Annotated in this window: 25 protein-coding genes; 11 read left to right on the top strand and 14 right to left on the bottom strand. The window is 71.0% G+C overall.

The features are described 5' to 3' along the window. Positions 1-3 precede the first annotated feature (3 nt). Complete coding sequence (locus ABZ079_RS32200) at positions 4-1,032, bottom strand: LLM class flavin-dependent oxidoreductase (protein WP_356942979.1); 1,029 nt, start codon at positions 1,030-1,032, stop codon at positions 4-6. Positions 1,033-1,254: 222 nt separating this feature from the next. On the opposite strand from ABZ079_RS32200, the gene ABZ079_RS32205 reads away from it, so the two are divergent. Continuing rightward, entirely contained in the window at positions 1,255-1,587 is a 333-nt protein-coding gene (locus tag ABZ079_RS32205; protein WP_356942980.1) for an ATP/GTP-binding protein, read from the top strand. A gap of 29 nt (positions 1,588-1,616) precedes the next feature. Here ABZ079_RS32205 and ABZ079_RS32210 read toward each other — a convergent pair whose 3' ends face one another. From ABZ079_RS32210 to mce, 8 genes are all read right to left on the bottom strand, one after another. Continuing rightward, complete coding sequence (locus tag ABZ079_RS32210; RefSeq protein WP_356942981.1) at positions 1,617-2,501, bottom strand: ABC transporter permease; 885 nt, start codon at positions 2,499-2,501, stop codon at positions 1,617-1,619. Continuing rightward, positions 2,498-3,829, bottom strand: a complete 1,332-nt coding sequence (locus ABZ079_RS32215) for an ABC transporter ATP-binding protein (RefSeq protein WP_356942982.1) — start codon at positions 3,827-3,829, stop codon at positions 2,498-2,500. Before ABZ079_RS32215 ends, ABZ079_RS32210 begins: the two co-directional genes overlap by 4 nt. Positions 3,830-3,962: 133 nt before the next feature. Beyond that, positions 3,963-4,736, bottom strand: coding sequence for an ABC transporter permease (locus tag ABZ079_RS32220; RefSeq protein ID WP_356942983.1), 774 nt, complete (start codon positions 4,734-4,736; stop codon positions 3,963-3,965). Beyond that, the gene (locus tag ABZ079_RS32225; RefSeq protein ID WP_356942984.1) at positions 4,733-5,692 is read right to left on the bottom strand and encodes an ABC transporter ATP-binding protein; all 960 of its coding nucleotides are present in this window, start codon (positions 5,690-5,692) and stop codon (positions 4,733-4,735) included. The genes ABZ079_RS32220 and ABZ079_RS32225 overlap by 4 nt, the downstream gene beginning before the upstream one ends. 74 nt (positions 5,693-5,766) lie before the next feature. Beyond that, on the bottom strand, positions 5,767-6,027 hold the full coding sequence (locus tag ABZ079_RS32230) for a DUF3253 domain-containing protein (protein WP_356942985.1): 261 nt from the start codon (positions 6,025-6,027) through the stop codon (positions 5,767-5,769). A gap of 285 nt (positions 6,028-6,312) precedes the next feature. Beyond that, positions 6,313-7,248 (bottom strand): cellulose-binding protein, encoded by a 936-nt coding sequence (locus ABZ079_RS32235; protein WP_356942986.1) that lies wholly within the window; start codon positions 7,246-7,248, stop codon positions 6,313-6,315. Between the two features lie 183 nt (positions 7,249-7,431). Further along, complete coding sequence (gene scy / locus ABZ079_RS32240; protein ID WP_356942987.1) at positions 7,432-11,346, bottom strand: polarized growth protein Scy; 3,915 nt, start codon at positions 11,344-11,346, stop codon at positions 7,432-7,434. Between the two features lie 206 nt (positions 11,347-11,552). After that, complete coding sequence (gene mce / locus ABZ079_RS32245) at positions 11,553-11,993, bottom strand: methylmalonyl-CoA epimerase (RefSeq protein WP_037656464.1); 441 nt, start codon at positions 11,991-11,993, stop codon at positions 11,553-11,555. A 149-nt stretch (positions 11,994-12,142) separates the two neighbouring features. On the opposite strand from mce, the gene ABZ079_RS32250 reads away from it, so the two are divergent. The 3 genes from ABZ079_RS32250 to ABZ079_RS32260 all read left to right on the top strand — a co-directional run bounded on the left by ABZ079_RS32250 (position 12,143) and on the right by ABZ079_RS32260 (position 15,929). Next, positions 12,143-13,342: an acetyl-CoA C-acetyltransferase gene (locus ABZ079_RS32250; RefSeq protein WP_356942988.1), complete on the top strand. Its 1,200-nt coding sequence runs from the start codon at positions 12,143-12,145 to the stop codon at positions 13,340-13,342. Between the two features lie 80 nt (positions 13,343-13,422). Next, positions 13,423-14,379, top strand: a complete 957-nt coding sequence (gene meaB / locus ABZ079_RS32255) for a methylmalonyl Co-A mutase-associated GTPase MeaB (protein ID WP_356942989.1) — start codon at positions 13,423-13,425, stop codon at positions 14,377-14,379. A gap of 146 nt (positions 14,380-14,525) precedes the next feature. Beyond that, positions 14,526-15,929, top strand: a complete 1,404-nt coding sequence (locus tag ABZ079_RS32260) for an MFS transporter (RefSeq protein ID WP_356942990.1) — start codon at positions 14,526-14,528, stop codon at positions 15,927-15,929. Here the strand turns inward: ABZ079_RS32260 and ABZ079_RS32265 are convergent. From ABZ079_RS32265 to ABZ079_RS32280, 4 genes are all read right to left on the bottom strand, one after another. Further along, on the bottom strand, positions 15,835-16,311 hold the full coding sequence (locus ABZ079_RS32265) for a MarR family transcriptional regulator (RefSeq protein WP_356942991.1): 477 nt from the start codon (positions 16,309-16,311) through the stop codon (positions 15,835-15,837). The two genes, ABZ079_RS32260 and ABZ079_RS32265, sit on opposite strands and share 95 nt — an antisense overlap. Before the next feature lie 92 nt (positions 16,312-16,403). After that, entirely contained in the window at positions 16,404-17,210 is an 807-nt protein-coding gene (locus ABZ079_RS32270; RefSeq protein WP_356942992.1) for an AIM24 family protein, read from the bottom strand. Further along, positions 17,207-17,857 (bottom strand): AIM24 family protein, encoded by a 651-nt coding sequence (locus ABZ079_RS32275; RefSeq protein ID WP_356942993.1) that lies wholly within the window; start codon positions 17,855-17,857, stop codon positions 17,207-17,209. Before ABZ079_RS32275 ends, ABZ079_RS32270 begins: the two co-directional genes overlap by 4 nt. A 1-nt stretch (position 17,858) precedes the next feature. Next, a complete protein-coding gene (locus tag ABZ079_RS32280) occupies positions 17,859-18,491 on the bottom strand; it encodes an AIM24 family protein (protein ID WP_356943024.1) in 633 nt (210 codons plus the stop codon). 182 nt (positions 18,492-18,673) lie between these two features. On the opposite strand from ABZ079_RS32280, the gene ABZ079_RS32285 reads away from it, so the two are divergent. The 5 genes from ABZ079_RS32285 (at position 18,674) to ABZ079_RS32305 (ending at position 22,132) form a co-directional block, all read left to right on the top strand. Next, on the top strand, positions 18,674-19,018 hold the full coding sequence (locus ABZ079_RS32285; RefSeq protein ID WP_356942994.1) for a DUF3817 domain-containing protein: 345 nt from the start codon (positions 18,674-18,676) through the stop codon (positions 19,016-19,018). Further along, positions 19,015-19,308 carry an MTH1187 family thiamine-binding protein gene (locus ABZ079_RS32290; protein WP_356942995.1) on the top strand — a complete coding sequence of 98 codons (294 nt, stop codon included), beginning with the start codon at positions 19,015-19,017 and terminating at the stop codon, positions 19,306-19,308. Before ABZ079_RS32285 ends, ABZ079_RS32290 begins: the two co-directional genes overlap by 4 nt. 156 nt (positions 19,309-19,464) lie before the next feature. Further along, a complete protein-coding gene (locus ABZ079_RS32295; RefSeq protein ID WP_356942996.1) occupies positions 19,465-19,974 on the top strand; it encodes a MarR family transcriptional regulator in 510 nt (169 codons plus the stop codon). 43 nt (positions 19,975-20,017) lie between these two features. Next, a complete protein-coding gene (locus ABZ079_RS32300; RefSeq protein ID WP_356942997.1) occupies positions 20,018-20,356 on the top strand; it encodes a DUF3817 domain-containing protein in 339 nt (112 codons plus the stop codon). Positions 20,357-20,431: 75 nt separating this feature from the next. Beyond that, positions 20,432-22,132: a methylmalonyl-CoA mutase family protein gene (locus ABZ079_RS32305; protein WP_356942998.1), complete on the top strand. Its 1,701-nt coding sequence runs from the start codon at positions 20,432-20,434 to the stop codon at positions 22,130-22,132. Between the two features lie 55 nt (positions 22,133-22,187). Here ABZ079_RS32305 and ABZ079_RS32310 read toward each other — a convergent pair whose 3' ends face one another. Next, a complete protein-coding gene (locus ABZ079_RS32310) occupies positions 22,188-22,862 on the bottom strand; it encodes a TetR/AcrR family transcriptional regulator (protein WP_356942999.1) in 675 nt (224 codons plus the stop codon). Positions 22,863-23,071: 209 nt separating this feature from the next. Between ABZ079_RS32310 and ABZ079_RS32315 the strand changes: the two genes are divergently transcribed. Then, on the top strand, positions 23,072-24,043 hold the full coding sequence (locus ABZ079_RS32315) for a tetratricopeptide repeat protein (protein WP_356943000.1): 972 nt from the start codon (positions 23,072-23,074) through the stop codon (positions 24,041-24,043). Positions 24,044-24,662: 619 nt separating this feature from the next. After that, positions 24,663-25,310, top strand: a complete 648-nt coding sequence (locus ABZ079_RS32320) for a DUF6230 family protein (protein WP_356943001.1) — start codon at positions 24,663-24,665, stop codon at positions 25,308-25,310. The last annotated feature ends 29 nt before the right edge of the window (positions 25,311-25,339 follow it).

A 25,339-nucleotide genomic window follows, 5' to 3' on the forward strand; every position in this document is an offset into this window, starting at 1 on the left:
GGATCAGCGCAACCGGGGCAGCACCTCGGCGCCGAGGCGGCGTAGGTTCTCCTCCGTGGCGGCGAGGTCGCCCGAGCCCTCCACGAGGAGGGCGAAACGGGAGATGCCGGTGCGTTCCGAGGTGGCCGCGAGCCGGTCGGCGGCGAGCCGCGGGGGGCCCACCGGGTGCAGGCCGCAGAGCAGTTCGGTGTAGGCGTGCGGGTCGCGCATCGCGCGCGCCCGTCCGTCCACCGTCACATGGGCCTCCAGGCCCTGCTTCAGCCAGCCCGGCATCGCCTTCAGCAGCGTCTCCACGGCGTCCGTGCGCCGGTCCGCGAGCTGGCAGACCCCGGCCGACACATGGGCGGCACCCGCGACCTCCTCGGCCGGCCGGCCCGCCGCCCGGGCGCAGCGCCGCCACAGGGCGACCATCTCGGCCTTCTCCTCGTCCCCGACGTGCATCCCGAGTAGCATGGGCAGTCCGCGCTCGGCGGCCAGCCGCACGCTCGCCGGTGAGGTGCACGCGACCACGACCTCGGGCCCCGGGGCGTCCGTCAGCGCCTCCGACGGACGGGGTACGACCGGCACCTCACGGAAGGAGAACCGCTCGCCGGAGGCCGCCACGGACGGTTCGCGCAGCCAGCGCAGCAGCAGATCGAGTGACTCCGGGAATCCGTGTTCGTACGCCTCGAGACCCGCTCCGAAGACCTCCAGGTCCACCCAGGGCCCCCCGCGGCCCACGCCGAGCGTGAACCGCCCGCCGCTCGTCACGTGCAGCAGCGCGGCCTGTTCGCCGAGGGCGACGGGGTGCGCGGTGGGCAGAACGCTGACCGCCGTGCCGACGCGGATGCGGCGGGTACGGCCGAGCAGCAGGGCGGCCAGGGTGACCGCCGACGGACATGTGCCGTAGGGCACGAAGTGGTGCTCGGCCAGCCAGACGGCGTCCAGCCCGGACTGCTCGGCGACCTCCGCCGAGCGGACCGCCCGGTGCAGGGCCTCCCCCTGGCCCTGGCCCGGGAACTGGGCCGCCAGCACAAAACTTCCTACGCGCATCGCTCTTCCCGCTTCCTTGGCTCCGACCCGGAGCTCCCCCACCCGGCATAACCGTCTGACACGTGCCCAGGACACGGTCTCCCGGAGAGATTTGCGGATTGTCTGCAGAATGGGTCGCCTTGGAGGGGGACTTGTACGGGTTGGTTCCGTACGCGTACCCCTCTCGGCGGCGCGTAGGCTGGATGCCGCTCGTGCTCCCTGTATAGCTCCGAGAGGTGTCCCGTGTCCCCGCGTCGCAACCGACCGAAGGCAGCCGGATCGTCGGGCCGGGGCGCCGAGGACGACCGCGCCGGCCGGTACGGCGGCTGGCAGTCCACGGAGAGCTGGCAGGGCGAGGAGTGGAGCGTACGCCATGTCGCCGGCGCCAGCGCGGAGGGCAAGACCTACCGCTGCCCCGGCTGCGAGCAGATGATCACCTCCGGCGTCCCGCACGTGGTGGCCTGGCCGGAGCACGTGGGCGTCGACGACCGCCGGCACTGGCACAAGGCGTGCTGGAACGCGAAGGACCGCCGCACCACGCGGGTGCAGCGGTCCCGTCACGCGCCGAGATTCTGAGGAGCCGGCAGGAGCCGGGCTGGTCCGTGTTACACGTCCCGCTTCTGCAGCAGCGCGTACGCTCCGGCGTAGACCGCAGCCGTCAGGCCCAGGATGATCCACAGCGGGTCCCAGCCGGTGGGGCCGGAGCGGCTCAGGGAGTTGTCGTAGAAGACTCCGAGCTGGCTCGGGATGGAGTACTCGAACAGCCACTCCTGCACCTTCTGCAGCGAGGACGCGGCCATGAACAGCGCGATCACCAGCGGCGCGAGCACCGCCGCGATCATGATGGTGATGGCGCCCGCCGAGTGCCGGATGACCGAGCCGATGAGCAGCGAGAGCAGCCCGAGCAGCGCGATGTAGAGGCTGACGCCGACGGTGTCCTTGAGCCAGTCCGCACCGGAGGGGGTGCGGGCCCCCGTGTCGCGCAGCATGGACGCGTGGACCATGGCCACGAAGCCGGACGCGGCCAGCGTGACGACGAAGGCGACGGCGAAGAACACGATCGACTTGGCGGCGAGGACCCGGCCCCGGCTCGGGCACGCGGTCGCCGTCGTACGGATCATGCCGGTGCCGTACTCGGAGGCCGTGGTCAGCACGCCGAGCGTGATGATGCACATGCTGCCGATGAGCAGGCCGAAGAACCCGAAGGACAGCGGGTTGTCGCCGTTCATGGTGGTCGAGTCGGAGTTGGCCGCGACCACCGCGCCGGCCAGCAGGCCGATGCCGACGACGAGCAGCACGAACACGCCGAGCGTCCACATCGTCGACCGCACCGACTTGATCTTCGTCCACTCGGAGGCCAGTGCGTGCCCGAGGTGGGTGCGCACGACCGGGATCGGCGAGGTGTAGCCGGGGTACGTGCCGCCGGGCGCCGCCTGCCAGTCGGGCGCGGCAGCGGGGGCCTGCGGCAGCGGGGGCTGGTGGGTGCTCATCGGGTGACGTCCTTGGGCTGGGTCTGGGCCGGGTCGGCAGGGGCGGAGGCGGCGGCCGGGGCCGGTGCGGCGGCGGGCGCCGGGGGAGCGGCGGCGGGGGCCTGCTGCGGCGCGGGCGGGGCGGCCGGAGCCTCCGGGGCGGCCGCGGGCGGCTGGTCCTGAGCGGACCGCGGCGCCTGCGCGGCCGGCTGGGCCTGCGGAGCCTGCGCGGGCTGCTGGGCGTACGGGTTGGGGGCCGGGGCGCCGGCAACGCCACCGTACGGCCCCGTGGGCGCCGCCGGCATGGCGAACGGCTGCCCGCTCTGCTGGGGCGGCGGCGGGGCGTACCAGCCGGGCTGGCCCTGGCCGGGCACCGGCATGGGCGGCTGGGCGCCGGGCGGCAGCGGCTGCTGCAGGCCCGCCTTCTGGTCGACGGTCGAGCGGTAGTCGACGGCGCCCTGCGTCATCCGCATGTACGCCTCCTCCAGCGAGGCCTGGTGCGGCGACAGCTCCCACAGGCGGACGCCCGCCTCGTGCGCCAGGTCGCTGATGCGGGGCAGCGGCAGCCCGGTCACCCGCAGCGCGCCGTCCTGCTCCGGCAGGACATGGCCACCGGCCTCGGTGAGCGCGGAGGAGAGCTTCTCGCGCAGCTGCGGCTCGGGGTCCGGGGTGCGCACGCGCGCGAAGTCCGCGGAGTTGGCCGAGATGAAGTCCTTCACGCTCATGTCGGCGAGCAGCTGTCCGCGCCCGATGACGATGAGGTGGTCGGCGGTCAGCGCCATCTCGCTCATCAGGTGAGAGGAGACGAAGACCGTACGGCCCTCGGCGGCGAGGGCCTTCATCAGGTTTCGCACCCAGAGGATGCCCTCGGGGTCGAGGCCGTTGACCGGCTCGTCGAAGAGCAGCACCTGCGGGTCGCCGAGCAGCGCGGCGGCGATGCCGAGGCGCTGGCCCATGCCGAGCGAGAAGCCCTTGGAGCGTTTTCTGGCCACGTCCTGCAGGCCGACGACCCCGAGCACCTCGTCCACGCGCCGGGCCGGGATGCCCGACAACTGCGCCAGGCTCAGCAGATGGTTGCGGGCGGACCGGCCGCCGTGCACTGCCTTGGCGTCGAGCAGCGCGCCGACCTGGCGGGGGGCGTTCGGCAGCTTGCGGTACGGATAGCCGCCGATGGTCACCGAGCCGGACGTGGGGTTGTCCAGCCCGAGGATCATCCGCATCGTCGTCGACTTGCCCGAGCCGTTCGGCCCGAGGAAGCCGGTGACGGCTCCCGGCCGCACCTGGAAGGAAAGGTTGTACACGGCGGTCTTGTCGCCGTAGCGCTTGGTCAGGCCGACAGCCTCGATCATGCTCCGCACCCATCGAAAGGTTCAGGACAGCGGGGCACACGCCCCCGTAAGGGTTAGGAGGATATCGGGGCGCTGACGGTTCCGCTCAAGAGAAGGTAAAGCCAGAACATGACCTCGTGTGACAGAAAATGTTCTACTGGGCGTCCCGGCGCTCGAGGAGGACGTAACCGCCCACGAGCGCGGCGATCACCCACAGCACCATGATTCCGAGCCCGCCCCAGGGGCCGTAGGGCGTGTCGTCGTCGACGACCGGCACCACCTGCATGATCCGGCTGCCGGCCTGGTCGGGAAGGAAGCGGCCGATCCTCTTCGTGGCGTCCACGTTGCCGAGGATGCTGGAGATCAGGAAGAAGAACGGCATCAGGATGCCGAGCGACAGCATCGGCGAGCGCAGCATCGCGGCGACAGCCATGGAGAACAGCGCGATCAGGGCCATGTACAGCCCACCGCCGAACACCGCGCGCGGCACCCCCGGATCGCCGATCGCGGCCCGGTGGGAGCCGAGCATCGCCTGCCCGAGGAAGAACGCGGCGAAGCTCGTCACCAGGCCGACGGCCAGCGCGAGCGCACCGGCCACCGTGATCTTGCTGAACAGGAAGGTGCCGCGGCGCGGTACGGCGGCCAGCGACACCCGGATCATGCCGGTGCTGTACTCGTTGGAGACGACCAGCACGCCGAACACGATCATGGCGAGCTGGCCGAGGGTCATGCCCGCGAAACTGATGACCGTGGGGTCGAAGGAGAGCCGCTCCCGCACGGGCATGGTGTCGTACTGGCTCCTCGACAGCGCGGAGATCAGCATCCCGAGGGCGATGGTGACGACCACGGCCAGTGACAGCGTCCACCGCGTGGACGCCACCGACCGGATCTTGGTCCACTCGGACCGGATGACCTGGACGGCCGTCATACCTCACGCCCTTTCCAGCCGGCGCCCCAGTCCTGCGGGGCGGGACCGGGCCCGGCATGCGCGTGGTACTCCACCGCCTCCGCCGTCAGCTGCATGAACGCCTCCTCCAGCGAGGCCCGCTGCGGACTCAGCTCGTGCAGCACGAGCCCGTACCGGGCCGCCAGCTCGCCGATCCGCTCGGCCTTGCCGCCCGCCACCTCCAGGGCGCCGCCCCCCGCCTCCACGACGGTGATCCCGGCCTCGTGCAGCACATCGAGCAGCCGTTCGCGCTGAGGGGAGCGGATACGGACGTACGACCGCGAGTTCTGCCGGATGAAGTCGGCCATGGAGGTGTCCGCGAGCAACCGGCCCTGCCCGATGACGACCAGGTGATCCGCCGTCAGCGCCATCTCGCTCATCAGATGACTCGAGACGAACACCGTCCGCCCCTGCGCGGCCAGCGACCTCATCAGGTTCCGGATCCAGTGGATGCCCTCCGGGTCGAGCCCGTTGACCGGCTCGTCGAACATCAGGATCCGCGGATCGCCGAGCAGCGCCCCGGCGATCCCCAGCCGCTGCCCCATGCCCAGCGAGAATCCCTTGGCCTTCTTGCGCGCCACCGCGGTGAGCCCGACGGTGTCCAGCACCTCCGCCACCCGGCGCCTGGGAATCCCGTTGCTCTGCGCGAGGCACAGCAGGTGGTGGTAGGCGCTCCGGCCGCCGTGCACGGCCTTGGCGTCCAGCAGGGCGCCGATGTATGTCAGCGGGTCCTTGAGCCGGTCGTAGTGCGTGCCGTCGATGCGGACGTCGCCGGCGGTGGGGTGGTCGAGCCCGAGGATCATCCGCATGGTCGTGGACTTCCCGGCCCCGTTGGGCCCGAGAAACCCGGTCACGATGCCCGGCCTGACCGTGAACGTGAGATGGTCGACCGCCAGCTTGTCGCCGTACCGCTTGGTCAGACCCTCCAGTTCGATCATGCGGCCACGCTAGGACGGCCTCTGGAGACGTGCCACTCGAGCGGTCGGCCCGGGTCGCGGCCGTGGCCATGCCGTCAGGCCGGGCGGCGGATCCGGAGGGGGCCACGGGCACGGGCGGGATCGACGGGAGCGCCGTGCTGGGTGATCTCCACCTGGCCCCTGGCGGCGAGCCGGGCCGCAGCCCGGCGGACGGGTTCCATCAGCTCCCGCCAGCCCTCTCCCGCCTGCCGGTGGACCGCGCGGGCCACGTCCGAGGGGCAGACGGACGCGCCCGGCGCCCTCTTGCCGAGCAGTTCGAGGATGGCGTCTTCGAGGCCCCGGTCGGTGACGGGCACAAGGACTGCCCCTTTCCGGCCCGACCGCACCGGCGTCCGGTCCGCCCGGCCGCCGAGGCCCCGCGCTCCTTCCTCAGGCTACGCGCCACCTGGTGGGTGTACTCGCAGTCCTGGACGCGCGCCGGCCGCAGCCCGCAGCCCCACCCCGGAAGCGGCCGTGCAGCAAACGAAGGGTGCCTGCCGCACCGCCATCCGCTGTCCGTCCCGGCCCGCGCACACCGAAGGGGCGGCGGGACCCCGTCCCACCGCCCCTCACGGCGTCCTACGACAACCCGGACGTACCGCTTACCGGGTCTGCTGCGCCGGGACGCCCCGGGAGATCGGCTCGTCGTCGGTCGACGTGCCGGCCGCGGCCACCGCGGCGCCGGTCAGCGTGGCGAGCATCTCGCGGACGTTCGTCAGCTGGGCGTTGATGGAGTCGCGGCGGTTGGTGAGGGCGGCCAGCTCGCGCTCGGATTCCGAACGGATCCGGTCGGCCTTGGCGTTGGCGTCGGCCACGATGTCCTCGGCCTGGCGCTGCGCCGTCTCCACCGTCTGGCGGGCGCGGCGCTCGGCGTCCGTGCGCAGCTTCTCCGCCTCCAGCCGCAGCTGCTCGGCGCGGTGCTCGATCTCGGCGAGGCGCTTCTCCGCCTTCTGCTGACGCGAGGCCAGGTCGCGCTCGGACTGCTCGCGGCGCTTGGCGAGGTTCGTCTCGAAGTCGGCGGCGGCCTGCGCGGCCTTGGCACGGGTCTCCTCGAAGAGGGCGTCCGCCTCCTCGCGCTTGGACTGCGCGTCCTTCTGCGCCTCGGAACGCAGCTGGGAGGCGTCGGCCTTGGCCTTCTCGACGATCCGGACGCCCTCGTCCTCGGCCTTGGCCTTGCGCTCGGAGGCGTAGGACTCGGCGTCGTTACGGACCTGCTGGGCCGCCGACTCGGCGAGGTCGCGGTGCTGCTCGGCCGCGCGCCGGGCCTCCTCACGCAGTTCCTTGGCCTCTTCCTCGGCCAGGCGCAGGATCTTCTCGACTCGCGCGCCGAGACCCGCGTACGACGGCTCGGCGTCACTGACCTGAGCCTGGGCGTTCTGCGTTTCGAGGTGCAGCTCCTCGATGCGCTTCTCCAGAGCGGTGATGCGGGCGAGAGCGCTGTCACGGTCGGAGACGAGCTTGGAGATGCGTTCGTCCACCTGAGCGCGGTCGTACCCACGCCGCACAAGCTCGAAGCCGTAGGGGGAAGTGTCGCTCATGGGGTTCCTGTCGAATGAGACCGGTGAGGTGATAGGTGGAATCCTAGGGGCCGAAGCGGTGTGTCATCGAGCGGATACGTGTTTGATCTGGAGAATGACACCTCTTTTGAGTGGCTGACCGTCGGACGGCTTGCCAAGGACTCGGGCAAAGCCCCCAGAAGACACCGGAACGCACCTCATCCGCTAGCCGTCTGACGACTTGCCACCCGATCGGGGGGCGCCCACGGTCGCGCTCGCCTTGACCCCGTTGTCCTTGCCGGACGACGGCGCCTCGAAGGATTCCAACGCCTCCAGGACGTCCTGGACCCGGGAGATCTCGGCGTTGATGTCCTCGCGCCGGCGCACCAGGACCTCCAGCTCGCGCTTGCCCTCCTCGACCGTGCGCCGGGCCTCGCGGATCGCCTCGGACTTCAGCTCCTCGGCCTCCTTGACCAGGCTGGCCTTCTTCTGCTCGGCCTCCTTGAGCAGCCCCTCCGCCTTCTTGACGGCGGCGATGCGCACCTTGCCCGCCTCGGAGCTCGCCTCCGACACCAGCTCCTTGGCCTTGGCCTGCGCCTTCTGCAACTGCTCCTCGGCCGCCTTGATGAGCGCGTCGCAGCGGTCACCGGTGCTCTTCATCGTCTCGGCGGCCTCGCGCCGGGCCCGCTCGTGCAGCTCCTCGATCTCGGTGGTGATGCGGTCGCGCAGCTCCTCCGCGCGCTCCCTGATGGCGGTGGCGTCCCGGCGGGCACCGATCAGCAGCTCGTCGGCGTCCGTCCGGGACTTCTCCACGAGGGAGTTGCCCTCGACGGTCGCCTCGGAGACGATCCGCTCGGCCTCGCTGCGGGCCGCGCCGACCATCGTGTCGGCCTGCGACTCGGCGTCCGCGGTGGTCTGCAGCGCCTGCTGCTGCGCCTCGGTGAGCAGCTTGTCGGCCTCGGCCGTGGTCTCGTTGATGAGCTTGTCGACCTGCTCGGCCGCCTCCGAACGCCGCTTGTTGGCGTCCTTGCGGGCCTCGTCCAGGGTCCGCTCGGCCTCCTCGCGCGCGGAGTTGACGAGACGTTCGGCCTCCGCCTCCGCGTCCGTCTTGACCCGCTCGGCCTCGGCCCGTACCCGCTCGGCGTGCGCTTGCGCGGAGCCGACCGTCTCGGCGGCCTCGGCCCGCAGCCGCTCGGCCTCGCCGGTGGCGTCCCCGATGAGCTGCTCGGCACCCGCCACGGCCTCCGTACGGACCCGCTCGGCCTCGGCGAGGGCTTCCGTGCGCACCCGCTCGGCCTCGGCGGCGGTCTCCGTCGTGAGCCGCTCGGCCTCCGCGACCGTCTCGTTCTGCAGCCGCTCGGCCTCGCTCCGGGCCTCGGTGATGAGGGTGTCCGCCTGGGTCGCCGCGTCGGAGCGGATGCGGTTGGCGTCCTCGCGGGCGTCCGCCCGGGTACGCGCGGCGGCCTGGTCGGCCTCGGCGAGGGCGTCCGACGCCTCGGTGCGCACCCGCTGGGCGTAGTCCGACGCGTCCGAGCGCAGCCGCTCGGCCTCCGTGATCGCCTCCGCGACCGTACGCTCGGCCAGCGCCTTGGCGGCCTCGGACTCCTCGTTCGCCTCGCGCCGGATCCGGGAGGCGTCCTCGCTCGCCCGCTCCCGCTCGGCGTAGGCGTCGACGCGGACCCGGTCCGCCTCCTCCTCGGCCTCCCGGCGGGTACGGTCCGCCGCGTGCTCGGCGGCCGAGCGCAGCCCGGCGATCTCCTCCTGCGCCTGCTCGTGCAGCCCGGCGACGGAGTCCCGCACCTGCTGGGCGTGCTGCTCGGCGGCGGCGACCATCTCGGTGGCGCGCCGGTCGGCCTCCTCGACCAGCCGGGTCGCCTCGGCCTGTGCCTCCTCGACCCGCTTGCGCGCCGAGGCCAGCAGCTCCTCGCTCTGCGCGCGGGCCCGCTCGCGCTCCTGGTCGGCCTCCTCGCGGGCGGCGCCGAGGAGCTCCTCGGCCTCGCGGCGGCGCCGGGCGGCCTCCTCCTGCGCGGCGGCCAGCGTCTCGGACGCCTCGGCGCCGAGCCGCTCGGCGGCGGCCTGCGCCTCCGCGCGCACCCGGTCGGCGGTGTCCTGCGCCTCCGCCTTCAGCCGCTCCGCCTCGGCGGCGGCCTCGGAGCGCAGCCGTACGGCGATGGCCTCGCCCTCGGCGCGCGACGCGGACGCGTCGGACGCGGCCTCGTTGCGCAGCCGGTCCGCCTCCGCCTCGGCCTGCTGCTGGAGGGCACGGATCCGCTCGGCGGACTCCGAGCGCAGCCGCTCGGTCTCCTCGGCGGCCTCCCGGCGGATCCGGGCGGCCTCCTCCCGGGCGTCGGTGAGCGCCTGTTCGGCGGACGTCAGCCGCTCCTGGGCGTCGGTCTGCAGCCGCGTCAGTTCATCGGCGGCCGCGCCGCGGCGGGCCTCGACGGCACGCTCGGTCTCCTCGCGCAGCTCCCGCGCGGCCTGCTCGGCGTCCCCCTTGACCGACTCGGCCTGCTCGGCGGCCTCGGCGCGCAGCCGCTCGGCCTCCTTGCGGGTGCGCTCCAAAGTCTCCTCGGCCTGCCGGCGCAGCGCCGTGGCGCGCTCGATGGCCTCGGTGCGGACCTTCTCGCTGTCCGTGGTCGCCTTCTGCCGCAGCTCGTCGGCGTCCGCCTTGGCCTTGGCCAGCAGCTCCTCGGCGGACTTGGCCGCCTCCTCGATCTGCGCCACCGCCTCCCGGCGGGCCTCGGCGCGGATCGACTCACCCTCGGCGACGGCGTCGGCGCGCAGCTGCTCGGCGTCACCGCGCAGCCGGCGGGCCTCCTCCTGCAGCTCGACCGTCTTGGCGCGGTACTCCTTGGTGTCGTCCTTCGCCGCGCCCTTGAGCTGCTCGGCGATGTCGTGCGCCTCGGCGCGCAGGCGGTCCGCCTCGGCCTCGGCCTCGCGGCGGATCCGCTCGGCCTCCTCGGCAGCGGCCCTGGTGGTCTTCTGGGCGTCCTCGGACGCCTTGTTGAGGACGTCCTCAGCGGTCTTGGCGGCCTTGGACAGCTGGGTGGCCGTCTCCTCCGCCGTGATGGAGCGGGCCTTCTCGGCGGCCTCGGTGACGATCTTCTCGGCCTCGGCCCGCGCGTCGGCGACCAGCTGCTCGGCCTCGGACTTGGTGTTCTCGGCCTCCTTGGTGGCCTCTTCGACCAGCCGGGCGACCTGCTCCTTGGCGGTGCGCGTCCGCGTCTCGTTGGCGGCCTCGGCGCTCGCGAGGGCCTTGGCGGCGGCCTCCTTCGCCTCGGTGACCACCTTCTCGGCCTCGGCCTGCGCCTTGCGCAGCGCCTCCTCGGCCGCCGTCATCCGCTCCTCGGCGGCCCGGCTCAGCTCGGCGGCCTGGCGGCGCGCGGTGTCCGACTCGCTGACGGTGGCGGTGCGCAGCTGCTCGGCGTGTTCGGTGGCCTCCTGCGCCTGCGTGGAGGCGGCGTTCAGCAGGCGTTCGGCGTCCGTGCGGGCGCGGCGCAGGATCTGCTCGGCCTCCGCGCGGGCGGCCTCGGCGTCGTTCTGCAGCCGCTCACGGGCCTCCCGGGTCAGCCGTTCGGCCTCCGCCCGGGCGGCGGCCATGGCCTGCTCGGCCTCGGCGCGGGACTCCTCCAGCAGCCGGCGGGCCTGCTGCTCGGTGCGGGCGCGCAGTTGCTCCGCCCATGCCACGTTCTCGTTGACGTGCGACTCGACGGTGGCGCGGCGCTCGGCCAGCTCCTGGTCGAGCTGCTGGCGCCGGGTCACCGCCTCCTGGTGCAGTTCGGCCTGAAGCCGGGCGGCCTGCTCGGCGTGCTCCTGCAGGATGCGCTGGGTCTGCGCGCGGGCCTGGCTCAGCTCGCGCTCGGCGTCCTGGCGCAGCTGCTCGGCCTGCATCTGGGCGTTACGGAGCAACTGCTCGGCCTGGTAGCCGATGTCACCGCCGTCGTAGGCGGGCCGGGTCATGAGGGTGCGGCGCGCCTCGTGCAGCTTGGCGCGCAGCACCTCGACCTGGTAGCCGAGGTCCTCGGCGTGCTGGATCGCCTTTTCCCGCTCGGTCCTCAGCCGCTTCATCTCGGCCTCGAACCGAGAGAGGTGGTCGACGTCAGCCGCCGGCTCTCGCTCCTGGCTCTCGTAGCCCCGCACTGCGCGGTCCCATCCGTCCCCTGGTCGGCTTCTGCAACGAGCTCCGTCCATCCGCCGAACGGGGCCCCCGGGGAATGGTGTCAGATCAACGGCGGAGCACGGGCTGCTGCCCCGACGCTCGTCCCCCGAAACCCGGACCCCGGCATGCGGTCGTCCCGGTTGAAGGGACGACCGCCCCCAACCCTACCGGCCCTTATGTACGGGGGTCAGTGCTCGGGCGACTCAACCGGGGCCGAAGTGACCAGTTCGGTGAGGACGCCATGGCAATCCTTGGGGTGCAGGAAGGTGATCCGCGACCCCATGGAACCGCGCCGTGGCTCGTCGTAAAGGACGCGTACGCCCTTCCCCCGGATGTCCTCGGAGTCGGCATCCACATCCGCCGTACCGAAAGCGATGTGGTGGACGCCCTCCCCGTTCTTCGCCAGCCACTTGCCGACCGCGGAGTCCTCGCGGGTCGGCTCCAGCAGCTGGAGGTAGGAGGCGCCGCCGTCGGACGTCTCGTTGATCTTGAGCATGGCCTCGCGCACGCCCTGCTCCTCGTTGACCTCGGTGTGGAACACCTCGAAGCCGTACGTGGCCCGGTAGAACTCGACGGTCGCGTCGAGGTCGTGACAGGCGATCCCGATGTGGTCGATTCGCGTCAGCATGGAATCAGTGCAGCGCCCCGGAGGTGGTTACGCAACGTGCGCGCGATCACACCGACTGGCCGATGACGCCGTGCTCTACCGCTCAGTACATTCGAAGTAAACCCTCGTTCACTCCTCGGCTGTGCAGGCCGGTAAGGGGATCGCAGCTCATGCCTTCTGGAACGACCAGCTCGGTGATCGTCGCGGGCGCCCGTACGCCCATGGGACGACTGCTGGGCTCCCTCAAGTCCTTCTCCGGAGCCGATCTGGGCGGCTTCGCGATCAAGGCCGCCCTCGACCGTGCGGGGATCGGTGGCGACCAGGTGCAGTACGTGATCATGGGCCAGGTGCTGCAGGCCGGGGCGGGGCAGATCCCGGCCCGCCAGGCGGCGGTCAAGGCCGGCATCCCGATGAACGTCCCGGCGCTCACCATCAACAAGGTCTGCCTGTCCGGCCTGGACGCCATCGCCCTGGCCGACCAGCTGATCCGCGCGGGCGAGTTCGACATCGTCGTGGCCGGCGGCCAGGAGTCCATGACCAACGCGCCGCACCTGCTGCCAAAGTCCCGTGAGGGCTTCAAGTACGGCGCGATCGAGATGCTCGACGCGATGGCCCACGACGGTCTGACCGACTCCTTCGAAGGCATCGCCATGGGCGAGTCCACGGAGAAGCACAACACCCGCCTCGGCATCAAGCGCCCCGAGCAGGACGAGATCGCCGCCCTGTCCCATCAGCGGGCCGCCGCCGCACAGAAGAACGGCGTCTTCGAGGCCGAGATCACCCCGGTGGAGATCCCGCAGCGCAAGGGCGAGCCGGTCGTCTTCAGCAAGGACGAGGGCATCCGTGGCGACACCACGGCGGAGTCCCTGGGCAAGCTGCGCCCGGCCTTCGCCAAGGACGGCACGATCACCGCCGGCTCCTCCTCGCAGATCTCCGACGGTGCGGCGGCCGTGGTGGTGATGAGCAAGGCCAAGGCCGAGGAACTGGGCCTGGAATGGCTCGCGGAGATCGGCGCCCACGGCAATGTGGCCGGCCCGGACAACTCCCTGCAGTCCCAGCCGTCCAACGCCATCCAGCACGCCCTGAAGAAGGAGGGCCTGGAGGTCTCCGACCTCGACCTCGTCGAGATCAACGAGGCCTTCGCCGCGGTCGCCGTGCAGTCAATGAAGGACCTCGGCGTGTCCACGGAAAAGGTGAACGTCAACGGCGGCGCGATCGCCCTGGGTCACCCGATCGGCATGTCCGGCGCCCGTCTCGTGCTCCACTTGGCGCTCGAGCTCAAGCGGCGGGGCGGCGGTGTCGGCGCGGCCGCGCTGTGCGGTGGCGGTGGTCAGGGTGACGCGCTGATCGTGCGGGTACCGAAGGCCTGAGCGGTACCTTTCGAGGTTCCTCCGGGTTCCCCCCGGTCCCGCCGGGTTCCTCTGAGTTTCTCTAGGTGAACGGAGCTGTGATGCAGGACGTCTCCTCTCTGGTGGCCCAGGCCAGGGAAGGCCGGCCGCGGGCCGTGGCCCGGCTGATCTCCCTGGTGGAGGGGGCGTCCCCGCAGCTCAGGGAGGTCATGGCGGCCCTGGCCCCGCTGACCGGCAACGCCTACGTCGTCGGCCTCACGGGCTCACCGGGCGTCGGCAAGTCCACCTCGACCTCCGCGCTCGTCACGGCGTACCGCAAGCAGGGCAAGCGGGTCGGCGTCCTGGCCGTCGACCCCTCGTCCCCGTTCTCCGGGGGCGCCCTGCTCGGCGACCGCGTCCGCATGTCGGAGCACGCCTCCGACCCCGGCGTCTACATCCGCTCGATGGCCACCCGGGGCCACCTGGGCGGCCTGGCCTGGGCCGCGCCGCAGGCGATCCGCGTCCTGGACGCGGCGGGCTGCGACGTGATCCTGGTCGAGACGGTCGGCGTCGGCCAGTCGGAGGTGGAGATCGCCTCCCAGGCGGACACCTCCGTCGTCCTCCTGGCTCCGGGCATGGGCGACGGCATCCAGGCGGCGAAGGCCGGCATCCTCGAGATCGGCGACGTCTACGTCGTCAACAAGGCCGACCGCGACGGCGCCGACGCCACGGCCCGCGAACTCAACCACATGCTGGGCCTCGGGGAGTCCCGCGGCCCCGGCGACTGGCGCCCGCCGATCGTGAAGACGGTCGCCGCGCGCGCCGAGGGTGTGGACGAGGTCGTCGAAGCCCTGGAGAAACACCGCGCCTGGATGGAGGAGCGCGGCGTCCTCGCCGAGCGCCGCAGGGCCCGCGCGGCCCGCGAGGTGGAGACCATCGCGGTCACCGCGCTGCGCGAACGCATCGGCGACCTGCACGGCGACCGCCGCCTCAGCGCCCTCGCCGAGCGCATCGTCGCCGGCGAACTGGACCCGTACCGCGCGGCGGACGAGCTGGTCGCGGGCCTGACAGAGGGCTGAGGGTCGTCGACCCGGGGATCAGGCTGCTAGGTTGACCGGCATGTTCCTCTCCCTGGCGTAGAGCGCACACCGGATCGCGGGGCCGGATGTACGGCCACCGCGTCCTTCGGTGTCCCCTCTTCCGCCTCCCGCAGAGGAACTTCAGCGTGTCCACGCATCCCTCGCGGCCCTCGTACGCCGCCGTCCTGCGCGTCCCGTACGCGCGCCGCACCTTCGCCTCCGCCCTGACCGCCCGCCTGTCCTACGGCACGGTCCCCCTCGCGGTGCTGCTGTCCGTCACCCGCTCCACCGGCTCGTACGCCGTCTCCGGCGCGGTGATGTCCCTGTTCGGCGCCACGACGGTCTTCCTGATGCCGTTCAGGGCCTCGCTGATCGACCGCTACGGTGCTCGACGGGCTCTGCTGCCCATGGCCACCCTGTACGGCGGCCTGCTGTGCGCCCTGGCGGCCCTCAGCTGGCGCCCCGGGGTACCGGCGCCGCTCATCGCCGTGGCCGCCGGCCTGGCGGGCGCCTGCGCGCCCCCGCTCGGCCCGACCATGCGCGCCCTGTGGTCGGAACTCGTCCACGACCGGCGTCTGCTGCAGCGGGCCTACAGCCTGGACGGGGTCGCCGAAGAACTGTTGTTCGTGTCCGGCCCGGCTCTGGTGGGGGTGCTGGTGGGCTTCACACCGCCGGCGACCGGCATACTGCTCGGCGCTCTGCTGATCGTCGCCGGTACCGGTGTCTTCGTCACGTCCCCCGTGATCACCGGACCTCGTCCCAGGCCTCGCCGGGAGAAGCCCGGCGGTGTCCGCGGCCTGCTGCCCCCGGTCGCCGTCGCCGCGGGCGTCGGACTCGCGCTCAGCGGGGTCGAGCTGCTGGTGATGGCCTTCGCCACCGAGCGGTCGTACGACACGGCCCTGGTCCCCTGGGTCCTGGGCGCACTCTCGGCGGGCAGCGCGGTGGGCGGTCTAGTGAACGGGGCGGTGGACTGGCGGGCGCCGGCCCGCGTACGGCTGTGTTGGTTCGCGGTGGGCCTCGGCCTGGTGATCGCAGCGGCGGGCCTCGCCCCCGGCCTGTGGACGCTCACGGCGGCCATGGCCTGCGCGGGCGCGTTCATCGCCCCGGCCCTGACCACGGCGTACCTGCTGGCCGACGAAACGGCTCCGGAGGACTCCCGCACCCAGGCCGGGGCGTGGGTGAACGCGTCGGTGAACGCCGGGAGTTCGGGGGGAGCGCTGGCGGCGGGGTTGCTGCTCGGAAGGCTGCCGTTGCCGGTGTGCTTCGCCTTGGCAGGCGGTGCCGCCCTCGTGTCCGCCCTGGCTGCGGGCTGCCGTGCAGCTGGGGCGGCACGGGTGGGCGATGGGGGTGCCCCCCGCTCGAGCGAAGTCGAGAGCGCGAGGGAGGCACCCCGCCGGCGCCGGGTTCCACGACCCGTCCCCGTCCAGCTACGGCGCCCTGGGTTTCCCAGGAGGCTCAGGGACGCCCCCGCTGTCCTCTCAGATGCTCGGCGATCGGCTTCAGAGCCTTGTCCAGCTCCGTCAACGCCTCCGGCGACAGAAGATCGATGAAATGCCGCCGCACCGACGTCACATGGTGCGGCGCCACCTTCTTCATCGTCTCCATGCCGTGCTCGGTCAGCACGGCGTACAGCCCCCGCCGGTCGGACTCGCAGTTCTCACGGCGCACCAGGTTCGCGTTCTCCATCCGCGTGATCTGGTGCGACAGCCGGCTCTTGGACTGCAGGGTCGCGGAGGCGAGATCGCTCATCCGCATCCGTACATCGTCCGACTCGGACAGGTTCACGAGGATCTCGTAGTCGTTCATGGTCAGCCCGAACGGCTGCAGATCCTTTTCGAGCTGGTACGTCAACAGCCTGTTGACCTCCAGGTGGGTGCGCCAGGCGCACTGCTCCGCATCGGTCAGCCAGCGCGTGGCCGTCTCGGTCTCCATAAAAGAAGTCTACCTAAGAAGTTGAATGACGAACTACTACGGGTGGTGTGACGGTGCGCACGCGTTCGACGTCACACTCCGCAGACTACCGCTCACAGCCCGAAGCGACGCTGGAGGTCCCCCAGCTGTCCGGGAAGGCGCGGTACGTTCGACGATTGCGGACCGTGTCCACCCGGTGCCGTTCCGCCACCGCCGGGCACCCCCGGTTCGGGTGGAACCGCCCCCGTGGCCACCTCGGCCATGAGGGTCTCCGTCGACTGCAGCAGGACCGTCCCGGCGCCCACGAACTCGAACTGGTGCTCCTCGCCGGACACCCCGCCGAGACCTGTCATCGCACGTAGACCGCCCAGTACACCCGCCATATACCCGTGGTCGTAGTGATGACACGGAGACGGGCAGTCGGCCCACCCGACGAGGGCCTGCGGGTCGACCCGGATCGGAGGTTCCAGGAACACCACCGGACCGTTAGATGCCGCCACGAACTTTCCGGTTCCGATGAGGGTCAGAAAGCCGGGCACGATCGACTGCTTGAGCGCGAGACTTGGCTGAAAAGCGAGCAGGTTGCCCGCGCGAATGGTCAAGTTCCCGTCGTCCAGGTCATAGGAATTGACATCGAAGGCCCGGTCGGCCAGCAGCATCTTGCCGGAGCCCTCCGCCACGACCCAGTCGCTCGCGTGCAGTGGCGAATGGAACGAGGTGCGGACAAGCCGGTCGAGTCGGCCATGCCCGATACCGTTGAACTCGATCGCCCCGTAGTAGGCGATCATCTTCCCCTTCTGCAGGAACCACTGCCCGCTCTTGAGCTCGACGCAGAACGTGTACGTGTTCACGTTGTCGTCGGCGGGCAGGGTCGTCGGGTCGTACACCACCGGGCCGCCGGGGGTTCCGTACGGGCTCACAGCTTCTCCTCCGAGGCCTGGACGTACACCGTGCCGCTGCCGCTCAGCTCCAGCTGGAAGGCCTCGCCGGAGCCCCGGCCCACCATGTCCCGCCAGCCGAGCGCGGTGGACAGCTTGTTGCGGACGTCGCCGTGGTGGGCGACGTAGGCCTGCGGGTCGACATGGACGGGGCGCTGCGGGGTGATCGGGATCTCGAAGACGCCGCCGTGCGCCATGACGGCGACGGAGCCGTGGCCCTGCAGGGTGGTGGTGAACAGCCCCTGCCCGGTGACCTGACCCCGGACCAGGCCCATGACCCCGCCCTGTGAGCCCATGAACATCGTGCCCTGCTGAAGGGTTCCCTCGAAGGCGAGCAGCCGGTCGGCCTCGACGTACAGGGTGTCGCCGGAGAGGGTGATGACGTGGACGTGGTGGCCGCCGTGCCCGAAGAAGACGGTGCCGCTGCCCTCGACCGACATCAGCGGGGCCGCCTCGCCGGCCACCCGGCGCCCGATCATGGACATCAGCCCGCCCTGGCCGCCCTGGACGTTGGGCGTGAAGGACACGTCCCCCCTGTAGGCGAGCATCGCCCCGCGCTGGCTGAACAGCCGCTGCCCGGGCAGCACGGTCGCCTCGACCATCTTGGAGTTGATCTCTCGGAAGGTCATGTCACAGATCCCCCGCGATCGTGTTCCGCTCGCTCGGCTGCACGTAGACGAGTCCGTCGCCCTCGAAGCGGATCTGGAAGGCCTCGCCGCCGCCCTCTCCGAAAAGCGTGCGGAAGGTCACACCGGACTGGAAGGACTGCCTCACATCACCCTGATGGGCGATGTAGGCGCCCGGGTCGACGATCAGGGGGTACTGCGGACTGACCCGCAGCACCACCGCCGGCCCGTCGGACATGATCGCCGCCTGACCGTGCCCCTCGACGGTCGTCGTGAAGAGGCCGTTGCCCTGCGAGGCGCCGCGCAGCCCCGTGAACGTCGTCCCCGTCCTGAGCCCCGCGTCGGTCGCGAGCAGATTGCTCGACTCGACGCAGAGCTTGTCCCCCTGAAGGCTGACCAGGTTGATCTCCGAGGCCCGGTCCGCGAACCAGCACGTCCCATGACCTCTCACCTCCATCACCGTCATCTGTTCGCCGGTGAGCCGCCGGGTCACCATCCCGCGCAGCCCCTCGCCGCCACCGCTCAGCTTCTTGAAGGCCATCTGCCCGTCGTACGCGACCATCGAGCCGTTCTTCGCCTTGACGGCGTCCCCGGTCATGTCGACGGCGAGCACCTTGCTCCCTTGGAGTCGGAACATCGCCACCCAGCGAAAGTAGCGGCGACGCGGGTGGGCCGAACAGAGCCTGTGGGTGGAGAGCCACCCTGAGCGGACCCCTAAGGGGGCCGTTTGCCACAATGGAGGACGCTTGTGCGTGCGTTCACAAACGTTCAGGCCCTGATCGGCAGACCGTCGTCGCAAACTCCCACCGAAGGTGATCCGTGGACATCAAGACCGCCACCGCCCTCCGCCGCCTCCGCCTGGTCTCGGCCCCCGAGGCCGTGTCCTTCCTGATCCTGCTCGTCTGCTCGGTGCTCAAGCGGACCACGGACTTCAACGCGGTCCCCGTGATGGGGGCGGTCCACGGTGTTCTCTTCGTCCTGTACGTGATCTTCTGGGCGGACGCCTGGAACCGCACCAAGTGGCCGCTGAAGACCGCGGCCCTCTACTTCGTCCTCTCGGTGCTGCCCACCGGCGGCTTCTTCGCCGAGCGCAAGCTGCGCCGTGAGGCCGAGGATGCCGTCATCGCGGCCCGTGCCCGCAAGGAAGGAGTCGTGAACGCATGATCGTCGCCTTCTCCGTGACACCGCTGGGCGTCGGCGAGGACGTGGGCGAGTACGTCGCCGACGCCGTGCGCGTGGTCCGCGAGTCGGGCCTGCCCCACCGCACCGACGCCATGTTCACCTCGATCGAGGGCGAGTGGGACGAGGTCATGGACGTCGTCAAGCGCGCCGTCGCCGCCGTGGAGGCCCGCGCCCCGCGCGTCTCCCTCGTCCTCAAGGCGGACATCCGGCCCGGCGTGACCGACGGACTCACCTCCAAGGTCGAGACCGTCGAGCGGTACCTGGCGGGGTAGCCCCGCAAGGGGTCGGCGAGGGCGGGTGCGCGTGCGGCTCGGAGGCCCTGGAACGGCTCGGTGTGCCGGGGGCGGCTCTGGAGTCCCTGCCGCCCGGGCGACCGAAAGCCGAGACAGGGCTGCCCGGCATATGACCGGCGGGTAGGGTCTGATGACGTGCCGAAGCCACTCAGCCTCTCGTTCGACCCCATCGCCCGTGCCGACGAGCTCTGGAAGCAGCGCTGGGGAAACGTGCCGTCCATGGCCGCGATCACCTCGATCATGCGGGCCCAGCAGATCCTGCTCGCCGAGGTGGACGCGGTGGTCAAGCCGTACGGGCTGACGTTCGCCCGCTACGAGGCGCTGGTGCTGCTCACCTTCTCCAAGGCCGGTGAGCTGCCGATGTCCAAGATCGGCGAACGGCTGATGGTGCATCCCACCTCCGTGACGAACACCGTGGACCGACTGGTGAAGTCCGGTCTGGTGGCCAAGCGCCCCAACCCCAACGATGGCCGTGGCACCCTCGCCGTGATCACCGACAAGGGCCGCGAGGTGGTCGAGGCGGCCACCCGGGACCTCATGGCCATGGACTTCGGGCTCGGGGTGTACGACGCGGAGGAGTGCAAGGAGATCTTCGCGATGCTCCGCCCGCTGCGGATCGCGGCGGACGACTTCGAAGCGGAGTGACCCGGGGCAAGATCTCCCGGAACGGGTGGTTACGCTCGACGGCATGAAAAAGAACGTGCTGACCCGCTACCGCGTCATGGCCTACACCACCGGTGTCCTGCTGGTGCTGCTCTGCCTGGGCATGATCGCGAAGTACGGGCTGGACGTCGACGGTGCCGCCGACTTCACCCGGATCGTCGCCATCGCCCACGGCTGGCTGTACGTGGTCTACCTGATCTTCGCCTTCGACCTGGGCTCCAAGGCGAAGTGGCCGGTCGGCAAGCAGCTGTGGGTACTGCTCGCGGGGACGATCCCCACCGCCGCCTTCTTCGTCGAGCGGAAGATCAGCCACGAGCTGGAGGCCAGGGTCGCCGGCAAGGCCCCGGCCGTCGCCGAGGCGTAGGCCCCACCGCCGTACGAGAGCCGTACGGCGGTCTGCCATCGACATTTACTAGGACGTCCAAGTAAATTCGGGGGTATGGACGCTCACGCCATCGAGGAGGGCCGCCGACGCTGGCAGGCCCGGTACGACGCCGCGCGCAAGCGCGACGCTGACTTCACCACGCTCTCCGGTGATCCCGTGGAGCCGGTGTACGGGCCCCGACCGGGCGACACGTACGAGGGATTCGAGCGGATCGGCTGGCCCGGGGAGTACCCCTTCACCCGCGGCCTCCATCCGACCGGCTACCGCGGGCGCACCTGGACCATCCGGCAGTTCGCCGGATTCGGCAACGCCGAGCAGACCAACGAGCGGTACAAGATGATCCTCGCCGCCGGTGGCGGGGGTCTGTCGGTGGCCTTCGACATGCCGACGCTGATGGGCCGCGACTCCGACGATTCCCGCTCGCTCGGCGAGGTCGGGCACTGCGGTGTCGCGATCGACTCGGCCGCCGACATGGAGGTGCTGTTCAAGGACATCCCGCTGGGGGATGTCACCACCTCGATGACGATCAGCGGGCCCGCCGTGCCCGTCTTCTGCATGTATCTGGTCGCCGCCGAGCGGCAGGGCGTGGATCCGGGGGTGCTCAACGGAACCCTCCAGACCGACATCTTCAAGGAGTACATCGCGCAGAAGGAGTGGCTCTTCCAGCCCGAGCCGCATCTGCGTCTGATCGGCGACCTGATGGAGTACTGCGCCGCCGGCATCCCCGCCTACAAGCCGCTGTCCGTCTCCGGCTACCACATCCGCGAGGCCGGGGCCACGGCCGCGCAGGAACTGGCGTACACGCTCGCCGACGGCTTCGGGTACGTGGAGCTGGGGCTCTCGCGCGGGCTCGACGTGGACGTCTTCGCGCCGGGACTGTCGTTCTTCTTCGACGCGCACCTGGACTTCTTCGAGGAGATCGCCAAGTTCCGTGCGGCCCGCCGGATCTGGGCCCGCTGGATGCGGGACGTGTACGGCGCCAGGAGCGAGAAGGCGCAGTGGCTGCGCTTCCACACGCAGACCGCCGGGGTCTCGCTGACCGCCCAGCAGCCGTACAACAACGTGGTGCGTACGGCCGTGGAGGCGCTGGCCGCGGTGCTCGGCGGCACCAACTCCCTGCACACCAACGCCCTGGACGAGACCCTCGCGCTGCCCAGCGAGCAGGCCGCCGAGATCGCGCTGCGCACCCAGCAGGTGCTGATGGAGGAGACCGGGGTCGCCAACGTGGCCGATCCGCTGGGCGGCTCGTGGTTCGTCGAGCAGCTGACGGACCGGATCGAGGCGGACGCGGAGAAGATCTTCGAGCAGATCAAGGAGCGGGGCCTCAGGGCGCACCCGGACGGGCGGCACCCGATCGGGCCGATCACCTCCGGCATCCTGCGCGGGATAGAGGACGGCTGGTTCACCGGGGAGATCGCCGAGTCCGCCTTCCGGTACCAGCAGGCCCTGGAGAAGGGCGAGAAGAGGGTCGTGGGCGTCAACGTCCACACCGGGTCGGCCACCGGGGACCTGGAGATCCTGCGGGTCAGCCATGAGGTGGAGCGGGAGCAGGTGCGGGTGCTCGCCGGGCGGAAGGCGGCGCGGGACGAGTCGGCGGTGCGGTCGGCGCTCGACGGGATGCTGGCCGCCGCACGCTCCGGCGCCAACATGATCGAGCCGATGCTGGAGGCTGTGCGGGCCGAGGCGACGCTGGGTGAGATCTGTGGGGTGCTGCGGGACGAGTGGGGGGTGTACACGGAACCGGCGGGCTTCTAGGCGCCGCTGCCCGCTGCGGAGGTACCAGGGGGCTCCGCCCTCTGGACTCCCGGTCCTACGCCCGCCCACCACCCGGCTCGTCCGGCTGAGGGGCGGGCGTCGAGGCCGGCCCGGCCGGTTCGGACATCAGGCCCAGGAGCAGGACGCGCGTGAAGCTGCGTACCCAGTCCTCGTCGGCCGGTTTGCCGCTCACCAGGGTGCGGTGGACCACCGCACCCGCCACCACGTCGAAGATGAGGTCCACCGTGCGGGCGGCCTCCACGGGGTCGGGCTCCGGTGGGAGTTCGCCCCGGTGCTGGGCCCGCGCGCGCCCCTCGAAAACCAGCCTCATCTGACGGTCGACGATGGACGCGCGGATGCGCTCGCGCAGGGCGTCGTCGCGGGTGGACTCCGCGATCACCGCCATCAGCCCGCTCTTGGCCTCCGGGCGGGCCAGGATGGCCGCGAACTGCAGCACCACGCCCTCGACGTCGGCGGCGAGGCTGCCACGGTCGGGCAGTTCCAGCTCGTCGAACAACTCCGCCACGGCGTCCACGACCAGTTCGTTCTTGCCGGCCCAGCGGCGATACAGCGTGGTCTTCGCAACCCCGGCCCGCGTCGCCACGTCTCCCAGGGTGAGCTTGGACCAGCCCAGTTCCACCAGCGCCTCCCGCGTCGCGGCCAGGATCGCGGTGTCCGCGGCGGCGCTGCGGGGGCGTCCGGTACGGCTGGCGGGGGTGCGGCTCTGCATCTGCTGACCATAAACCGACGGTTCCTGTGGTGTCGTGAGGGAGATCACCGGGGCGTGGTGTCGCGGGGTGCCCTCATGGCATTACGCTACGAGTCGTAGCGAAAGCTCGCGAGGGACGTACGCGAGCGAGAGCCACGGCGTGGGGTGGGGACCCGGCGCCGGCACAGCCCTTTTTTTATTCCGGCGCGGGAACGGGGGAGGATAGACGCATGCAGCCACGGAACATGTCCATGAGCGGCGTCGTCGACCTCGCCGCGGTCAAGGCGGCCCAAGAGGCCAAGGCCAAGGCCGAGCAGGCGCGCGCCGAAGCCGCCCGGCAGGGCGGGGCGGGGGCCGTTTCCCCGGCCGACCTCGTCATCGACGTCGATGAGGCCGGGTTTGAGCGGGATGTCCTGCAGCGGTCCGCCGAAGTGCCCGTCGTCATCGACTTCTGGGCCGAGTGGTGTCAGCCCTGCAAGCAGCTGAGCCCGGTCCTGGAGCGGCTGGCCGTCGAGTACAACGGGCGCTTCCTGCTCGCCAAGATCGACGTCGACGCCAACCAGATGCTGATGCAGCAGTTCGGGGTGCAGGGCATCCCGGCCGTCTTCGCCGTTGTCGCCGGGCAGGCGCTGCCGCTGTTCCAGGGGGCGGCCGGCGAGGAGCAGATCCGGCAGACCCTGGACCAGCTGGTGCAGGTCGCCGAGCAGCGGTTCGGGCTGACCGGCCTGACCGTCGACCCGGACGCCGAGCCGGGCGGTGCCCCCGATGCCGCGGTGGCGGAGGGGCCGTTCGACGCGACGCTGAACGCCGCCGCGCAGGCCCTGGACGCCGGTGACCTGGGCGGTGCCATCCAGGCCTACAAGAACGTGCTCGCCGACGACCCGGCCCACCCGGAGGCCAGACTCGGCCTCTCGCAGGCGGAGTTGCTCCAGCGCGTGCAGGGCCTCGACCCGCAGAAGGTGCGTCGGGAGGCGGCCGAGAAGCCGGCCGACGCGGACGCGCAGATCGCCGCCGCAGACCTGGATCTGGTGGGCGGTCATGTCGAGGACGCCTTCGGGCGGCTGATCGAGACCGTGCAGCGCACGGCGGGCGACGACCGGGACGCGGTACGGCGCCGGCTGCTGGAGCTGTTCGAGGTCGTGGGTCCGGAGGATCCGCGGGTGGTCGGGGCACGCAGGGCGCTCGCCCGGGCGTTGTTCTGACCAGTCGCTAAACGTCCCGGCTCCCGATGCCGGGGGAGAATTCGCCCACAATCCGTTCCCGGCGGCCGCGTTTTACCAAATCTTGGTAATCGCGGCCGCTGTTACTCCGAGTAAATCCACGCCGTTGGTCTGTCTGGTTTCGTCCAGGGATCAACGGCTTTGCTCTGCCCCTCGATGCCACCGAGCGTCGCACTCCGAGACCGGCCGGCCGTCCTCCGGTTATCCGGCCGTTACTAGCCAGTAACGAACCCCCTTGTGTCCGGGCCGAGAATGCACCACGATCGGCGACGCTCGGTCCATTCCCACACCCCGGCAACCGGTCGGGTCACGGGAGACTCTGGGTCCCCACCGAGCAGAGCCGGCGGCAGTGGCGCCGGCTCTTGGGCAGGGGGGTCTTCGCCGGCAGGCGAAGCCTGTCCAGCAGGGTTGTGCGTGATGCGTTCAGGCGCGACCAGTGGTTGTCGCTCGGGGGTGATCGCCGGTGATTCGGGTGCGATGGGCGCTCCGAGCGCGGGCGCTCTCCTTCCCGAGGACGTAGCACTTCTCCCATCCCTGCCCGGCTGAGCCACCGACTGGTGCGAGTCCGGGCCAGGAGATGTACGTCCGAGAAGGAGGAAATATGGAGTCCCAGGTGCGTGGCGGGACCAGATGGAAGCGGTTCGCTGTGGTCATGGTGCCCAGCGTCGCCGCTACGGCCGCGATAGGTGTCGCCCTCGCGCAGGGCGCTCTCGCTGCTTCGTTCAGCGTTTCGGGCCAGCAGTTCAAGGTGACGGCCGACCAGCTCCACGGCGAGGGTTTCGCGCAGTACGGGGCGGTCGACAGTGGATACACGCTCGACGGGAAGAAGACGGCTCACGCTGTCGCCGTCTCGTCGTTCAACGACGCCACGATCACCAACATGTGCCAGTCCGTGGTCACCCCGAACGTGCCCTTCCTCGGCTCGATCACCCTCCGTCTGGAGGCTGGTGGCGCCGGTCACGAGAAGGTTCAGGCCCACAACCTCTACATCGATGTCGACGACCTGAGCGCCGACGCGACGTTCAACGGCATCGACATCGGTGTGGCCGCCAAGGACGCCAGCAAGGGTCCCGGCATGAAGGGCAACGGGGAGCAGGCCAACCCGTACGGCTTCGCTCAGCAGGCCGACTCGGCCGACCTGAGCGGTGTGAAGCAGACGGCGTGGGCGACCACCGCCGGCACCTTCAAGCTCAGCGGTCTGCACATGTCGCTGCACAAGGGCGACGGCAAGGGAATCGAGTGCTACTAGGCGCTCGGTGAGGGGCGGGGGAGCCGACG

This window comes from Streptomyces sp. NPDC006314 (assembly GCF_040613075.1).
Taxonomy (GTDB): domain Bacteria; phylum Actinomycetota; class Actinomycetes; order Streptomycetales; family Streptomycetaceae; genus Streptomyces.

Bases quoted from the DNA above. Each gene is read 5' to 3' on its own strand.
- ABZ079_RS32265 (WP_356942991.1), bottom strand. From the start codon at position 16,311: ATGGAGACCGAGACGGCCACGCGCTGGCTGACCGATGCGGAGCAGTGC.
- ABZ079_RS32280 (WP_356943024.1), bottom strand. From the start codon at position 18,491: ATGTTCCGACTCCAAGGGAGCAAGGTGCTCGCCGTCGACATGACCGGG.
- ABZ079_RS32315 (WP_356943000.1), top strand. From the start codon at position 23,072: ATGCAGCCACGGAACATGTCCATGAGCGGCGTCGTCGACCTCGCCGCG.
- ABZ079_RS32310 (WP_356942999.1), bottom strand. From the start codon at position 22,862: ATGCAGAGCCGCACCCCCGCCAGCCGTACCGGACGCCCCCGCAGCGCC.
- ABZ079_RS32305 (WP_356942998.1), top strand. From the start codon at position 20,432: ATGGACGCTCACGCCATCGAGGAGGGCCGCCGACGCTGGCAGGCCCGG.
- ABZ079_RS32225 (WP_356942984.1), bottom strand. From the start codon at position 5,692: ATGATCGAACTGGAGGGTCTGACCAAGCGGTACGGCGACAAGCTGGCG.
- ABZ079_RS32300 (WP_356942997.1), top strand. From the start codon at position 20,018: ATGAAAAAGAACGTGCTGACCCGCTACCGCGTCATGGCCTACACCACC.
- ABZ079_RS32235 (WP_356942986.1), bottom strand. From the start codon at position 7,248: ATGAGCGACACTTCCCCCTACGGCTTCGAGCTTGTGCGGCGTGGGTAC.
- ABZ079_RS32275 (WP_356942993.1), bottom strand. From the start codon at position 17,857: ATGACCTTCCGAGAGATCAACTCCAAGATGGTCGAGGCGACCGTGCTG.
- ABZ079_RS32320 (WP_356943001.1), top strand. From the start codon at position 24,663: ATGGAGTCCCAGGTGCGTGGCGGGACCAGATGGAAGCGGTTCGCTGTG.
- ABZ079_RS32210 (WP_356942981.1), bottom strand. From the start codon at position 2,501: ATGAGCACCCACCAGCCCCCGCTGCCGCAGGCCCCCGCTGCCGCGCCC.
- ABZ079_RS32220 (WP_356942983.1), bottom strand. From the start codon at position 4,736: ATGACGGCCGTCCAGGTCATCCGGTCCGAGTGGACCAAGATCCGGTCG.
- mce (WP_037656464.1), bottom strand. From the start codon at position 11,993: ATGCTGACGCGAATCGACCACATCGGGATCGCCTGTCACGACCTCGAC.
- ABZ079_RS32250 (WP_356942988.1), top strand. From the start codon at position 12,143: ATGCCTTCTGGAACGACCAGCTCGGTGATCGTCGCGGGCGCCCGTACG.
- ABZ079_RS32200 (WP_356942979.1), bottom strand. From the start codon at position 1,032: ATGCGCGTAGGAAGTTTTGTGCTGGCGGCCCAGTTCCCGGGCCAGGGC.
- meaB (WP_356942989.1), top strand. From the start codon at position 13,423: ATGCAGGACGTCTCCTCTCTGGTGGCCCAGGCCAGGGAAGGCCGGCCG.
- ABZ079_RS32215 (WP_356942982.1), bottom strand. From the start codon at position 3,829: ATGATCGAGGCTGTCGGCCTGACCAAGCGCTACGGCGACAAGACCGCC.
- ABZ079_RS32290 (WP_356942995.1), top strand. From the start codon at position 19,015: ATGATCGTCGCCTTCTCCGTGACACCGCTGGGCGTCGGCGAGGACGTG.